The 14,328-nt window shown below is 60.6% G+C and carries 12 protein-coding genes; 4 read left to right on the top strand and 8 right to left on the bottom strand.

Annotation, left to right across the window (positions count from 1 at the left end):
• Window positions 1–89: 89 nt before the first annotated feature.
• Entirely contained in the window at window positions 90–1,025 is a 936-nt protein-coding gene (locus P8K07_18365) for an alpha/beta hydrolase (GenBank protein ID MDG1960490.1), read from the bottom strand.
• 18 nt (window positions 1,026–1,043) lie between these two features.
• The gene (locus P8K07_18370; protein MDG1960491.1) at window positions 1,044–1,517 is read right to left on the bottom strand and encodes a YHS domain-containing (seleno)protein; all 474 of its coding nucleotides are present in this window, start codon (window positions 1,515–1,517) and stop codon (window positions 1,044–1,046) included.
• 259 nt (window positions 1,518–1,776) lie between these two features.
• Here P8K07_18370 and P8K07_18375 point away from each other — a divergent pair, with 259 nt between their 5' ends.
• Entirely contained in the window at window positions 1,777–2,166 is a 390-nt protein-coding gene (locus P8K07_18375; protein MDG1960492.1) for a hypothetical protein, read from the top strand.
• A gap of 46 nt (window positions 2,167–2,212) precedes the next feature.
• On the top strand, window positions 2,213–3,424 hold the full coding sequence (locus P8K07_18380) for a D-alanyl-D-alanine carboxypeptidase (protein MDG1960493.1): 1,212 nt from the start codon (window positions 2,213–2,215) through the stop codon (window positions 3,422–3,424).
• 38 nt (window positions 3,425–3,462) lie between these two features.
• On the opposite strand, the gene P8K07_18385 is transcribed toward P8K07_18380, so the two are convergent.
• The 4 genes from P8K07_18385 to P8K07_18400 form a co-directional block, all read right to left on the bottom strand.
• Window positions 3,463–4,545, bottom strand: a complete 1,083-nt coding sequence (locus P8K07_18385) for a hypothetical protein (GenBank protein MDG1960494.1) — start codon at window positions 4,543–4,545, stop codon at window positions 3,463–3,465.
• A gap of 220 nt (window positions 4,546–4,765) precedes the next feature.
• Window positions 4,766–6,697 carry a trypsin-like serine protease gene (locus P8K07_18390; protein ID MDG1960495.1) on the bottom strand — a complete coding sequence of 644 codons (1,932 nt, stop codon included), beginning with the start codon at window positions 6,695–6,697 and terminating at the stop codon, window positions 4,766–4,768.
• Between the two features lie 106 nt (window positions 6,698–6,803).
• Window positions 6,804–7,433 (bottom strand): hypothetical protein, encoded by a 630-nt coding sequence (locus P8K07_18395; protein MDG1960496.1) that lies wholly within the window; start codon window positions 7,431–7,433, stop codon window positions 6,804–6,806.
• Window positions 7,434–7,573: 140 nt separating this feature from the next.
• Window positions 7,574–8,185 (bottom strand): DsbA family protein, encoded by a 612-nt coding sequence (locus P8K07_18400; GenBank protein ID MDG1960497.1) that lies wholly within the window; start codon window positions 8,183–8,185, stop codon window positions 7,574–7,576.
• 126 nt (window positions 8,186–8,311) lie between these two features.
• On the opposite strand from P8K07_18400, the gene P8K07_18405 reads away from it, so the two are divergent.
• Window positions 8,312–9,502, top strand: coding sequence for a lipid-transfer protein (locus tag P8K07_18405; protein ID MDG1960498.1), 1,191 nt, complete (start codon window positions 8,312–8,314; stop codon window positions 9,500–9,502).
• Window positions 9,499–10,467: a hypothetical protein gene (locus P8K07_18410; protein MDG1960499.1), complete on the top strand. Its 969-nt coding sequence runs from the start codon at window positions 9,499–9,501 to the stop codon at window positions 10,465–10,467. The genes P8K07_18405 and P8K07_18410 overlap by 4 nt, the downstream gene beginning before the upstream one ends.
• Window positions 10,468–10,476: 9 nt before the next feature.
• Here the strand turns inward: P8K07_18410 and P8K07_18415 are convergent, their stop codons facing one another.
• Entirely contained in the window at window positions 10,477–12,861 is a 2,385-nt protein-coding gene (locus P8K07_18415; GenBank protein MDG1960500.1) for a hypothetical protein, read from the bottom strand.
• A complete protein-coding gene (locus P8K07_18420; GenBank protein MDG1960501.1) occupies window positions 12,861–14,258 on the bottom strand; it encodes a hypothetical protein in 1,398 nt (465 codons plus the stop codon). Before P8K07_18420 ends, P8K07_18415 begins: the two co-directional genes overlap by 1 nt.
• Between the last annotated feature and the right edge of the window lie 70 nt (window positions 14,259–14,328).

Consider the following 14,328-nt stretch of genomic DNA (forward strand, 5'->3'; position numbering starts at 1 on the left):
GTCCTGCAGGGCGCTCTCTGGCGCCAGCCGTCAAATCAAACTAGCGCCGGAGATGACGCGGCGCGCCTTGCGGGTTGGCGAAGAGAATTTCAGGCGGTGCGAAAGGCTTCCCGGAGATTTTGCGAAGCCCGCTCGACGGCCTGTCGGGCTTTGGGGAGCATATCGTGCATGCCGAAGAACCCGTGGATGACGCCGTCGTAGCGCATCAGATCGCAAGGAATGCCGGCCTCGATCAGTTTGTGCGCGAATGCTTCTCCTTCATCGCGGAGCGGATCGAATTCGGCGGTCAGCACCGTGGCTGACGGAAGGTTGGCCAGATTCTGACTGCATATCGGGGTGAAGTAGGGGTTGTTCCGGTCGGCCGGGGATCCCTGATAATGCCCCCAAAACCATCGCATGGCCTCGGCGGTCAGGAAGTAGCCCTCGCGGTTTTCTTCGAATGACGGTGTGGCACAACGGGAGTCGACTGCCGGGTAGATCAATAGCTGGTGCGAGAGCGCCGGTCCTGATTCATCGCGAAGGCGCAAGGCGGTCGCGGCCGCGAGATTTCCACCGGCTGAATCCCCGCTGACGGCCAATCGACTCGGGTCGCCGCCTAACGAGGCCGCATTTGTGGCAGCCCAGCGAGTGGCGGCGCAACAATCATCGAGCGGGGCGGGGAAGGGGTTTTCCGGCGCGAGGCGGTAGTCCACAGAAATCACGATACAGCCGGCGTGATTGGCCAGTCGTCTCGCGGTGCCGTCGTGCGTATCCAGATTACAGAGGACCCATCCCCCGCCGTGGAAAAACATGAGTACGGGTAACGGTCCTTGGCCGTCCGGTGTGTAGATGCGCACGGGAATAGGAGTCTCGGGCCCCGGGATGGTGCGATTTTCAACTTTGGCCACCGGCTCCGGGTTCGCGTTGAGAGCCGAGGTTGCGCCCATGGCCAAACGGGCATTCTCCACGGTCAGCTCTGCCAGATCGGGCGCATCGGGGGGCGACATCACGCTCAAAATTTGTCGCACATCTTCATCGAGAGGCATGGTTGCTCCGGTTTGCCCTTATTCGGCTTCGAGTTTTTGCCAGGCGAGGTCGGTCTGCTCGAGCAGGGCGGCATCCCCGCCTCTTTCTGTCGCAGCCGCGTTCCAGTCCCGGCGTCCGTCGCCGAGGTAGCTCTTATGAAAAAGCAGGAGACGATCATTCACGATTTTCCAGCTGCCGGGCTGGATATCTTCGCGATCATCGTCGTCCAGCACGCCCCACGCGCAATATCCCCCATAGGCGGGAACAAACCGGTCGGGGTTGTTCTGGAAGCGCGTCTGGTTCCGCTGATCAAAAAACCGATAGAGCCCGCCTTCGTGGGTCACGGTGATCGTCGGTTTTCCCATCCGGGGCACGCCATCGAAGTACGAGACCGGGTCGAACCCCTTGATGGCGGTCCCGTCGTCGAGGTTTACCTCCGCCAAGGCGTGCGCGGGGATCAGCAGCGCCAGCATCAGCAGCAGCAGGTTCCTTGTCCAAGAGCAATTAGCCACATCGTTTGACTGTCTCTGAATCGGACTCGTTGCAAGCCCCTCGACAGAAAAGCTCCGTTTTCATTGCGCTTTATCCGTAATATCAACGATTTTACCGGGTGGATCTACGATAGGGGGTAGCAGCTTGCCCTTATCTAGGCATTTCCCTATAAAGGAAAACCCATAGACAATTTGGGACTTCTCGAAAAAGAGAGGCCTGACCTTCAGGTACGTTCCCTCGGGGGAGGGGTACTCGGTCAGGCCGGTTGGAGGACTCATCATGGACGGACTTTCCAAACATGCCCTGGACCATTCTTTCGAATCACTCACCCCTGATATTGCACTACCCGACCAATTTGGAGACCTCTGGGGTCGAGCCAATCGTACGGATCCCGAGCCTCGATTAGCGATCGCTGTTCTGCAGCTCGCCGTCGTCGATTTCTGCAAGTTCGGACGCTCTCTGCGCGAGAGCGAGCAGCGGGTCTATCGCAAGGCACGCAATTGGATTCTGTCTTCCAATCGCGACTGGCCCTACTCATTCGCCAATATTTGCGAAGCGATCGGCGTTTCGCCCGAGAATCTGCGCGAGGCATTGGTGACGGGTTCCCTCGACGATCACAACCGAACCTTGCGGGATGTGGGAAAGTTGTTGGACATCGGGAGGGGCTGAACCCGGCGCCTTCCCAGGCGTGACGCCGTCTGCCAAAACGAGGCCGATGATTGGGCGTCACGCAGTCTGGGTTCTGAACATATTTGTCGTCATGGCAGGCGGGCTGCTTGCCGACCCATCTGCCTGCCTGGCACTCGAGTCCAGGCTGCAGGCGCGGGCTCTGGAGATCTTCGGAGAAGATCAGGGGATTTACTTTGTCTCCGAGGTGGGGTCGCCTCTGGTGGCGATCGAGCCGGACCGCCCGCTGATTCCAGCGTCGCTCAGCAAGATCCCGGCAACCACGGCCATCCTTGGCCGGCTGGACCCCGACCACAGGTTTCGGACCCGTGTGATCTACCGCGGAGGATCGGCAGCCTCGACCGCGACCCGTCCCGGTGACCTGGTGGTCGAGGCCTCGGGTGACCCGTTTCTGGTCTCGGAAAGCCTGCTGTGGATCGGCTCGGAGGTAGCCGCGCGCGGCTACGGGCGTCTCGATGGCTCGCTTGAGGTTCGCGGCCCTCTTTTTCTGAACTGGAAACCGCAGGCGGACCCTCGCGCGACCCGCCGACTCCTGACCCGCAAGCCTTCTGCCGCCCAGCGCGCGGCTACCGAGGCGATCTTTCCCGGCGCGATGCAGCCCGGCCCGCTGGTTGCGTTCGGCGGCCAATCGTTCCCGGATGCCGGCGAGGTGGTCGTGCTCACCTATATCTCGCCACCGCTGCTGCCCATCCTGAAGGAACTCAACGCGTATTCCAATAACGTCTTCCACGACTTTGCCGAGGCCGTAGGAGGCGTCGGCTTCGTGCAGGCCGATGCGCGCCAGCGTTCCCCGGACCTGCCGGCAGGCGAGATCGTGATCGAAAATGGCGCCGGCCTGAGTCGGGAAAATCGTCTCAGTGCCCGGGCTGTCGTGGACCAGATCGAGATCCTGGAAGACGTCCTTGCCGCCCAAGGCGCTCGGCTCCGCGATGTGCTGCCGGTAGCCGGTGTTGACCCCGGCACGCTGGCCGATCGCCTGGGTGGCGCCAGCGCCCGCGGCGCGGTCGTGGGCAAGACCGGCACCCTTCCCTCGGTAGAGGTCTCGGCCCTGGCGGGCGTGGTCTCGACCCGTCGCTTTGGCCGGATCACCTTTGTCATCCTCAACCACGGCCTGCCGGTCGCGGAGGCGCGCCGCAAGCAGGATGCGTTTCTGAACCTTGTTCTGCGCGAGGCCGGCGCTCGCCCGCTTGCCTACGAGCGCCCGGCAGGACGCGCCCTTTCGCTGGGACAAATTCGCTGAGGCAAATTCGCTAAGGCAAATTCGCGGAGGTCGCTCGATCAGGCAGCCGGCGGGCGCGTCCAGAGCAGCAATGCGAGACTTGCCAACGCGTAGGGCAGAAACGAGAGCGGGTAGGCCATTAGCGTGGCCGCGACCAACCCACAGATGGCGACGGCCTCGGCCAGAGACCACGTGATGACGCCGCTTGTCGCGACAACGCCCGAAGGCCCCGCCATCGCCTCGCGTCCCCCGCTGCGGTGATACATGACAAGGGCCAGCGCCCCGAAAACTACCGCGATCAGGGGCATGGATGTGAGCAATGCTTCGGGCGGGTTTTTTGGCCCCTCGGAGGTGCGAAAAAACAAAAACGCGCCGTAGACGACCAGACTTGCCGGGAAGAACCACCAGAGCGTGCTTGCAGGCACCTGCTGGCTGCCTTCGCTTGCGTTATCCGGCATCGAGCCGGCGGCGTCCGTCAAGCCGGTGTCATGAGCGAGAGTGTCAGGATCGCGGGTTTTGGTTTTCGCCCGTTTGGTCTTCCATTTCGCGTACAGGTCGGGAAGGTGCCAGAAATATAAGGCGAAGCCTAGTGACCGCAGAAAAGCGTCGAGAGGGTACTGTTCCCCAAGAGACGTCGCGGCTTCCGCTCCGATGACCAACAGTCCGCCCGTCATAGGATCCTTGAGTATTTGGGAAGTTGTGCGGTTGATCAGAAAATATAACGGAAGTGTGGCTCCGCACATAAATCCGAGAACTGAAAGACTGACCCGCAACGGAGATACGTTCAGCGTGGTCAAGACTACCCCCGAGACACACAGAACGATGATCATTGGTGGTGTCAGTACCCCGAGCGAAAAAGCCCATGGTCTCTCCATATGCGGCAGATGCGATGAGCAATTTTCAAGGGTAAACACGCCCATTGCGATCGCCACGATAGGGGCCAGCAGGCAAACGACTTTTACGCCAAATGAGGACTCCGGGAAATCAAGCGCGTCGATCACTCCCATCAGTCCGATCAGTCCGATCATGACAAAACCGCGGTAGCCGCGGATGCCCTCGCGCAGCCCGGCGTTCCACGCTTCGACCCGAGTCATGTTCGCGCCCGCGTCGATTGGCGGTGAGGAGTTCTCGGGCATCGACATCGATCGGATTGTGGAAGGAAACGCATGCGGTGTCGAGAAAAAATTCCCGCAGCGGAGCAAGTGCCGGCAGGATCAGCCGTGGATGTGGCACAGGCCATGCCGCGTGAGGGATGCCGGTGCGGCATGCCTCGCGCGGCAGTCCTCGCGTCTCACTCCTCGCTCCTCGCGCCAGGACCTTCCCTTCAGGTCCTCTGGCGTCTGGAAATGAGCGACTCCGGCCTTAGCGGCACTTCTTGGTCGTGCCCTTGATATTGTCGGTGCAATCGCCCGGTGCGAACTCATAGTCGCCACAGGTGCTTTGCATATCGCTGGCCATCTCGCCCAGAGCAATCGTGCCCCGAAACGGTCCGACCAGATTTCCGCCCAGAGCAGATTTCTTGGCCTTGACGGTGAAGCGGATCTTTCCGGTCTTGGCGCGTTTGTCGATGAATTTCACCGTCAGCCTCTCGGGCTTGCCCGACATGCAGGGTCCGCCATCAAAGTCGCCGGTCTTGTTCCGGTAGGTAAACGTGGTGCCTTGTTTGTTGACCGTCCAACCGTCATTGGGGTGACAGCCGATGCCGGTCGGCCCCGGCGGGATCGGCGTCGTGTCATGGCTCAGGTCGAGGATCCGCGCATGGGCGTTGCCGATGTCCTGAACAATGATTTGCGCGCCGGTGGCGATCGGGTCCAGGCTGATTGAGTTGCCGCCTCCGGGGAATACCAGATCGCCCGTGAAGGTCAGGCTCTGGTCCCCATCCGGGCGGTCGATTCGGCTCAGCGTCAGGCGCGCGTTGGTGGCAATGCCGGATCCAGTGCAAGGGTCGCTTTGACAACCGCAGCCGCTGCATTCACCGGGGCAGGCGGCATCGCTGGTGCCATCGCAGACCTCGCCTGTCTCGACCACATTGTTGCCACAGACGGGCGCCGGACACGTACAATCGACCTGGCAGAGGCCCGAGCAGCTATCGGCGTCCGTGCCATCGCAGTCTTCGCCCCATTCGCGGATATTGTTGCCGCAGACCGTGTCGGTGTCGGCGAATTCCGTGGCGGTAATCTGGTACTCGCCTGAACCCGAGGTGCGCCGGACCAGAATATGCCAATCGTCGGCCGCGGTATTATCGAAAATGCAGGTGCCGTGCGGGCCGCTCCCGTCGCGCGCGCAATCGTTGATGCTCGTCGTGGCGGCCGCCCCTTGGCGGACATAGAGGTCGGCGTTGAATAGGCCGTCATCAGCACTGTTGAGCGAGATGCGCAATTGATCGGCGGGGATGGTCGTGGTCAGGACATGGTTGGCCACGGTGTTGCCGCCGCCGAGCTGCCCCTCGAATCCGGTCACGGCGACCTCATTGTCGCCCACCACAGGCAGCGCACTGCAGTTGCTTATGGGGTCGGCCCCCAGATGTTGCCGGATGAACGTGCGGTAGTTGTAGACATTGGCGTCATAGCTGGAATCCGTAGCAAGGCAGCTGAAGTTGTTGCCGCCCGAGGTAATGCCGACGACGGTCGTGCCGGCACCCAGATCCATGAACAGGGGTCCGCCCGAGTCTCCGTTGCAGGTATTGGAATCGTCGCCGGGTGCGCCAACCGGATTCTCATACTGCCAGCACACCAGCTGGTTTCGGTTCCGGCCGATATCGGCGCAGTCAATCGTCTGGACGGTGCCCCAACGTTTGACTCCGTAGTCGTCGCTGTTGCCACCGCTGCGCCCGAAGCCCGCAATCAGCCCGGCGGTCCCGATATGGTTGTTGGGATTGATGTCATTGAGAGGAATCGGCTCGATCCCGGTGACCGTCTCCCCGAGCGAGAGCACCGCGACGTCTGCCTTCGGAAACACGTAGGAGGGGTGTGAGTTGATGCTCGTGACCGAGAAGGTGCCGGCGTGCTGAAAGTACACCTGATATCCAGCTGGATTACTGTTGCCTTCGACGCAATGGGCTGCGGTCAGAAAGGTGTTGCAGCCGATCAGCGTGCCGCTGCACCAGCTCGACGCCGTATCGGCATCGCCTCCGACCAGAAGAGCTCCGGTTGCCGGAAAGTCGCTGGTATTGAGGCCGTTGACGATGCGCGCCTGGATGGGCTCGGCCGCGGCTGAGAGGGCTCCCATGCCGAGCCAGCCGATGGCCAGCAGGAGTAGGTTGCGCCATCGGGTCGTTGTCTTTCGGATTTGCAAAAAAGAGGTCACCTCCCGAGGATCTAATGGGAAACTTCTTTTGGCAACTCTTTTTTTGACCCGACAAGAGTCGCTGAGGGTGGAAAACAGCTTCGACGCTGTGGCCCTACTCTTCGTTGGCGCGAAATTCGGCCTGCAAAGCCTGACGAATCTCATCTGCATCCGCCGGATCGAGGCTGTCGAGCAAGGTGTCGAATTCCTCATCGGGGTCAGCGAAGTCCTGTGGATTGGCAAGTTCCCCGGGATCTCCCGTCAGAGTTTCCGTCGGGGAACTTGCACCTCTCGCGGCTGGTGCGTCGCGGGTCTCTCGAGATGCGGGCTTCGCATCAGGCCCCGCCAGAGGGGATGCTCCCCGACCGCGGGTAGCTCCCGGTCGAGTCTCGGATGCCGGGCGCATCAGGATGATTTTGGCAATTTTCCCCTGCGCTTCGGGATTCTCGCTACCGGCGTATACGATCAGGTGATTCTGCTTGGCCAGCAGCGATTGCAGAGCCTCCGGGAGAGGCTGGTTTTCGACTGAAAATATCGCGAGGGTTTCGGCGACACCGGTGGCGTCGACCACTTCGAAGTTCGCTTTTGCTGCGATCGCCTTGAGGATGCGCGCCACGCTGACTTCTTCGGCTTCGATGGTGAATCCATCGGCGGATTCCGTGACCTCCAAAAAACTCTCGGCAGATGCCGGGGGCGCGGAGAGCAGGGCGAGCAGCAGACCTCCACAGCATGCCAGATGCCGCACGACTGAGGCGATCGGGCCATTGGCCGTTCGCCTGCCGGAGGCGGTTGGTCGTACCCGAGTCCGGGCATTTGGGGCAGATCTCATCATCACGGGGCGAGCTTGTTGCGAAAATCTAGCAGCTTTTTGGGGGTATTGGGAAGCTAGGGGAGGTGTCTTTCCACCCAGCGGCGGTACATCGCGTAGGGTAATGCGCCGGTCACGAAAGCCGGGTTTTTGGCGAGGCGCGCTGCGGGTACGCCGGTCAACCCAAGCGCCAGAGCTTCGGCATGTTCGCTTTGGATGGCCTCGATCAAGGCCGGGTTGTTCAGTTCCGGAAAGGTTTCTGCTGGAAGTCCTGCATGCGCCCATAAATCGGATAGAACCTCGTGGCTGCTGATGTCCCGGCTTTGAGAAAAGTAGGCAGAGAGAAGGTTGTCGTGAAGCGTTTTTGCACCCGCCGAGGAGATCGTCTCGGCAGCCTTGGCGGCGATATGTGCGGGGATACTGTGCGAGGGGGGGGGAGCATCACCGGTCCAAGTCCGGAATTGCCCGGCGTCTTCTTCAGCCGCAGGCCGTTGCCATCCGCGGGTATATTCTCGAAAGCGCTCGGAGTCTCGCCCGGATCGAGGTTCGGGCCGCAGCAGGTAGGTGCGCCAATGAATGTCGATCTGGTCGCCAAACTCGCGCTCCAGCCGCCGCATACGCACGCTGAAGTTAAAGCACCAGGGGCAGAGAAAGTCGGAGTAGGCAATGATCTCGAGCGGTGCCGGCATACACCTACCATAGCCTGCGTCCTGTCCGGGATGCGAGCAGGGTTTGCGGCTGAGGAGAGGGTTTGCTGTCGTTTCCGGAGTCGGGTTTCCCCGGTCGGAAAACCCCGAAGAAGCGAGGAGAATCGTATGGGACGAAAAGCATATGTTGTCGGCGTCGGTATGACGAAGTTCGAGAAGCCCTTCAGCAAGGAATGGGACTATCCGGATATGGCAAAGGAAGCTGGTGAAAATGCACTGGCAGATGCCGGAATCCGGTACGATCAAATCGAGCAGGTCGCTGTCGGGTATTGCTTCGGAGACTCGACCACCGGGCAACGCGCGGTCTATGGCCTCGGACTTACGGGCGTGCCGATCTACAACGTGAACAACAACTGCTCGACCGGATCGACGGCCCTGCTGATGGCCAAGCAATTTATCGAGGGCGGTATCGCAGATTGCGCCCTCGCTCTCGGTTTCGAGAAAATGGAGAAAGGTTCACTCGGGACCAAATACACCGACCGCACCAACCCGATGGACAAGCAATTCGGGCTGATGGTCGAGCTCCGCGGATTCGAGTCCGGCCCCCCTGCGGCCCAGATCTTCGGGAACGCAGGTCGTGAGCATATGGAAAAGTACGGCACCAAGCCGGAGCACTTTGCCAAAATCGGCTGGAAAAACCACAAGCACTCGGTCAACAACCCCTACTCGCAGTTTCAGGACGAGTATTCGTTGGCGGATATCGAGGCGGCGCCGATGGTGCACGATCCTCTTACCAAGTTGATGTGTTGTCCGACCTCGGATGGTTCCGGGGCTGCGATTGTGGCCAGCGAAGACTTCGTCGAGAAGAACGGATTGTGGGACAAGGCTGTGGAAATTATCGGCATGGCGATGACCACAGATTTCCCGAGCACATTCGATGAGAAAAGCTGCATCAAGTTGATTGGCTACGATATGACCGCAAAGGCCGCCCAGCAGGTATACGAGCAATCGGGGTTTGGTCCCGAAGACGTCGATGTGGTCGAGTTGCATGATTGCTTTGCCGCAAATGAGTTGATCACCTACGAAGGTCTCGGTCTTTGTGCCGAGGGTAAAGCCGGTGAGGCGATCGACGAGGGGCGGTTTACCTATGGCGGCAAAACCATCGTGAACCCCTCTGGCGGCCTGATCTCCAAAGGCCACCCTCTGGGAGCGACCGGTCTGGCGCAATGTGCCGAGTTGAATTGGCAATTGCGCGGGCAAGCCGATGCGCGCCAAGTGGATGGGGCGACGGTCGCTTTGCAGCATAATCTCGGTTTGGGTGGTGCTGCGGTCGTGGCGATGTACAAGAAGGCGAGATGAAATCGCGCATACAGAAGAAGCTTTCGAGACCGATGCATCAGGCACGCCCGGAAAGCCTCGGCCTGAAAAGAGGTCTAGCCGTGCTGGTTCTGGCGATCCTACCCTTTTTTCTGACGTCGTGCGGCGGGGATTCCAAGAGTAAACCAGCGCTCAATGCCGTGGCCTGGGGCGATGACGGTTTCGTTGCTGTCGGTGAAAACGGTCATATCCTGACTTCATCGGATGGGACGGACTGGAAGTTGATCGCTGGCAAGGCTGCCCTGCCGACACTGACCAGCGTGGTCTGGACCGGGGAACTCTTTATCGCGGCCGGCGGTGGTGGGAACACCATCTGGTGGGCATCTCCGGAGGATTGGTCAACGGGAACGGTTGGTGCCGAGAACGATATTTATGGGCTGACCAACAGCCCGCAGGGCGTTCTTGCCGTCGGTGTCGGCGGTGTTGTTTTTCTCACGCAGGATGGCGTCGCCTGGGAGAGAATCGAGACCGGGATTCTGGAAACACTTCGTCAAGTTGCATGGGGCGACGACAAATATGTCGCCGTTGGCGAAGCGGGTGGAATCTGGACTTCGGCGGACGCCCGGACCTGGGTGAAAGCCGTGCTTCCCGAGGGGGAGTTCACCCTTCTTCTCACGGTCGGATTTGGCGAGGGTCTTTTCCTCGCCTCGGGCGCGGAGGGTGTCATTCTCCAGTCTTTGGGCGGTGAAGATTGGTCGCAGAAAAGCGTGTTCGCGACGCAACCGATTTTCGGGATTACCGCCGGACAAGGCATCTTTATTTTGGTCGGGGCAAACGGCGCCGTCCTCCAGACGGTCGACGGCTCGCGCTTCTACTCATCCGGTGTGCCGGGTGCCGAGCAGCTCAATGGCGTTACGTTCGGGAATGAGAAGTTCGTGACCGTGGGCAGCGATGAGAGGATATTTGCTTCGCTCGACGGCGTGAGCTGGGCTGAAGTTCATCGCTGAGAAGCGGGGCTATTCCAGGTTGATCTGGCAGGACCCGCTAACGATTGCACCGCTGCGATCTGAAACATCGGACTCGCAGCGGAAAAGATCGCTCGCGGGACGGACTCCGTTGCAGTCAAAACGGATCCTCGCCAGAGCGCCGCTGGCGATGCCTTCGGTGTCGACCAACCCGATTGCGACATGATTGCCACGGTGCGCAAAGGCGCTGATCTCCGGAATTGGTTCGCTGAGGATCTCCACCCGCGACGGAGCACTACTTGTCTCCAGCGACTCGGGCAGGCTCACATTCTCGGGATAGTATAGTCGCAGGATCATCGCGGCCGGATCAGGTGCATCGATAGCGATTCCGACCTCCAGGCTCCCGGTGCAGTTGCCGGGTGTTGGAGCCACCGATGTCGGCGTGGGTTCTGGCGTAGGGACCAGCGTGGGCTCCGGCGTAGGCTCCGGCGTCGGTTCGGGGGTCGGTGTTGTGGGGCCTTCCGGCTGGTAGTCGATGGTTTCGAATCCCTGGCTTGATTGGGACCACTCGATTACAACGCTTTCCCCGTCGCGAGGAAAGTCGGGCAGTGCGTAGGTTCCGCGAGCCCCACGATAGAAGGGAACGCCGAGCCCGGAAACCAGAAACTCCCTTGTGGCAAAAACTTCGCCGTCGTCGCGCATCTCCAACGTATGGGCACCCGCTGTGAGAAGCCCGAAGTTCCATTGCAGGGCGTAGGCATTATTTTCATCACCACAGATCGACAAAGTATCGCGACGGGACGTTCCATAGGCTACCGGAATCGGCTCCCCCTGATCGAAGGTTGCGGTGATTTCGCCAGCATCGCATCGCCATCCGGAGACCAGCGATATGCCGCTCATGGTGCTGTTCGGAGCTGGAATCTCCAAGCTTCCCGGAGTACTTTGCGCAGGTTGCGCCAGATTTTCGAGGGGGCTCTCCGAAGCTCCGGGGTTTGCTTCGGTTTGGAGGATGCCAAACGATTGTGAGGCCGTCTGCCATCCGATACGAACGCCGCGGTCGACTGCGGGGTCAGGGAAATTTGTGAGGGTGAACTCGAGTTCGCCGGAAGTTTGTTCGTTGGAAAGGAACCTCTGCCCAAGCCTTCGGGTCTCAAAGGTGGACGAGGCGAATACGACACCGTCGTCGTACAGGCGCAGTGTATGTTGCCCATCGGCAAGGTTGCCGTAATTCCAGAGCATGACAAACGCGTTGTTCTGGTCTCCGCAGACTGTCTCGGTATCCCCGCGGGTTGTCCCGTAGGCGACTTCGAGAGGGTCGCCATCATCGAATGTCGCGGTTAACTTTCCCGCTGAGCATTTCCATCCCGAAACAATTCCGATGCCGCTCTGGATGCTGCCGGGCGACGGAATTTCCAGTGCCGAAGACGTGTTGCTGATCGCTGCGCGTCGCCCCGAAATTGCAGGCGCGAGATCGCAGTTTCCGGCTGGGCAGGGTACGTCGCCCCCCAGCGCACGATCGACGCAAAGCCAGACATCATCCGGATCGACATCCTGATCATCGTCCATATCGCCGCATTGTTTGGCTTGGCACGGATGAGGGCCACAGGCCCCCGCGGTATCGATCCCCTTCGCAACCCGCTGCAAGGCGAGGAGGTCCTGCGCCAGCAGAGCACCATCAAAGACCGCATCGCAGCACCGACCGCAGGTGTCGCGAGAATGGATGGCCACGACGGTATCGATATCGGCTCCAGCTTTTCCCTGGCCGACGATCGGGAACTGGTTGCCCTCGTCATTGATCGAGTTTCCGGCGTCGACGATACGGATATAGCGGGCCTCCTGCAGCCCGATCGAGGCAAGGTCGAAACCATCGCCGCCAGCTTCCGGGCTTCTGGGGTCGATACCGTTGTCGGGATGGGAAAGTCCGGGGTTCAGCCCTGCGAGCCCGCGAATTCCCTCCGAGTTAAAGACCGGCGTCGCTTCGAGGTCGTTTGATGTGGCGAGGCTCCCGTCGGCATAGGTCACGGGAAAACGGTAGAAGTTGAGGCCGTCTTCGCTGGCCTCGATGTAGGCGGCCTCGCGGAATACGGCGGTAGGTGAATTGCGGAAGGCATTCTCGAAAACGCGGAAGTCATCGCCGGGAAGATCGATGATGGCGTTGTCGAGGAATCCCAGAGTCAGAGAACCTCCGGTGCCAAGCGAGAGGACGTCCAGAGATTGTGCAAACTCGCTCCCGCCTCGCGGCAGCCCAAGCACCACGTCCGGAAGCCGCAAGCCATTCTTGATCCACCCGCCATCATTGCCCTGCTCAAATTGGGTCAGCTCATCGGCGCAGGGGTCGGCACTCGCTATCCCTGCCCCGATGAATGTCAGCACCAATGCAGCCGTGGCGACGAAGGCTCGTCGACGAAGGCTCGGGCTTGCCGCCATCGAGAACATCAGCGACAACGTAGCGTGAGGCTGTCTGTATCGGTCGTTCCATCCACGGTCAGAACTTCCATGCTGATTTCCACCTTCTTGCCCTTGTCCACCTCGACAATGGTGCTGCCCGAGCAGGCGGCTTCGTTACCGGGGATGATTGCGTCGACGCGCAATTGCATGGCGAGGAAGAGACCATCGGGGTCGACACGCGGAGAACGTCTCACGGCGACCGAACTCGTATTCTCCGGTGTGCAGGTCGAATCGTTGGGATCGGCGAGTCGCAAGCAGGCACCAACTTCGAAGGTGCAGGAACCGTTTTCTTCGCGGTCGCGGTCACAATCAATCTCACCGTCGCGGCATCGCCATACGTTGCCCTGAGGGCTATGCGGCGTGCCCCCCCAGAACGCGGCCTGGCAGTCTTCAGCATCCATCCCGAGGCCGGTCATGCGGTTGGTGGGGGTGAGGAGTGTGATTTCCGGACAACCTTCCGGGAAGCAGGAGTCGACGATACCGATCTGTCCCGATGGCGTATCGATATCGATACCGAGCGAGAACTGGAACCCTTCGGCAATGGTGGAGGGCATGCCGTCCTGGTCGAGAGAGACGACGATCGAGCTCGAGAAGTCCGGTGCACTTCCTCCGGTGACGAGCAGGCTGCCGCGCTGATTCAGAACCTGATCGGCTGCGCCGCTGAGTTCGATTCCACCAATGGCCGAACCGCCGGCGTCAACCGGGGTACCTTCAGCTGTGTACTCGAGGATGAAGCCAACAAAATTTCCGTCGACATTGCCGACCAGCAGGTTTCCCTCGGGCAAAACCGAGATTCCGGCCGCGTATTCGAGGCCTTCGATCAAATACGCAAAGGTGCCCGTAGCGAGATCAACCGAGATCACGCCACCGAGGCCCGGGGGACCGCCTGCGTCCGAGACCAGAAGCGTCTCCGCATCCATGACGATCACTTGAGCAGCAAAGGGAATTGATCCGCTGGGTAGGATTTCGAGATCCGCTGCGTTCACGTTGTTCGCACTGAGCGCGTCGGGGAGCGCGTAGACGGTATCGCCGGTGATGGCGCCCGGAAAATCGCCCGCATTATCCGTGAAGTACAAGGTGCCACTTTCGCTGTCGTAGGCCATGCCACCGATCGAGTTCAATCCGCTCACGGCAGTCTCGAGAAGGCCGCCATGCCCGCGGCGCTGGATGGATTCGGTCCCCGCGCCGTAGCTTCCCTGGCCGACGAAGATATGGGTGCCGGCGAACGCGAGATCGCTCTGGAGTGGAGTTCCCAGCCTGTGTTCTCCCCGCACGTAAGCCGTCGTATCGTCTTCGGGCATCGGTGCAGGTGCGTTGCTGGAGCCGCAGCCAACGAGAATCGTGGACAGCAGGCCGAGTGCCAGGGCGATTGTTTGGGTTTGCATGGGGCTTTCCTTCTGGCTGCTGCCCGCAGCGCTCAGGGGATACCCGCAGGGCCGAATCCAGAGAATCAGG

The organism is Candidatus Binatia bacterium (assembly GCA_029248525.1).
Classification (GTDB): Bacteria; Desulfobacterota; Binatia; order UBA12015; family UBA12015; genus UBA12015.

Bases quoted from the DNA above. Each gene is read 5' to 3' on its own strand.
- P8K07_18365 (MDG1960490.1), bottom strand. From the start codon at position 1,025: ATGCCTCTCGATGAAGATGTGCGACAAATTTTGAGCGTGATGTCGCCC.
- P8K07_18375 (MDG1960492.1), top strand. From the start codon at position 1,777: ATGGACGGACTTTCCAAACATGCCCTGGACCATTCTTTCGAATCACTC.
- P8K07_18380 (MDG1960493.1), top strand. From the start codon at position 2,213: ATGATTGGGCGTCACGCAGTCTGGGTTCTGAACATATTTGTCGTCATG.
- P8K07_18385 (MDG1960494.1), bottom strand. From the start codon at position 4,545: ATGTCGATGCCCGAGAACTCCTCACCGCCAATCGACGCGGGCGCGAAC.
- P8K07_18400 (MDG1960497.1), bottom strand. From the start codon at position 8,185: ATGCCGGCACCGCTCGAGATCATTGCCTACTCCGACTTTCTCTGCCCC.
- P8K07_18405 (MDG1960498.1), top strand. From the start codon at position 8,312: ATGGGACGAAAAGCATATGTTGTCGGCGTCGGTATGACGAAGTTCGAG.
- P8K07_18410 (MDG1960499.1), top strand. From the start codon at position 9,499: ATGAAATCGCGCATACAGAAGAAGCTTTCGAGACCGATGCATCAGGCA.
- P8K07_18415 (MDG1960500.1), bottom strand. From the start codon at position 12,861: ATGTTCTCGATGGCGGCAAGCCCGAGCCTTCGTCGACGAGCCTTCGTC.
- P8K07_18420 (MDG1960501.1), bottom strand. From the start codon at position 14,258: ATGCAAACCCAAACAATCGCCCTGGCACTCGGCCTGCTGTCCACGATT.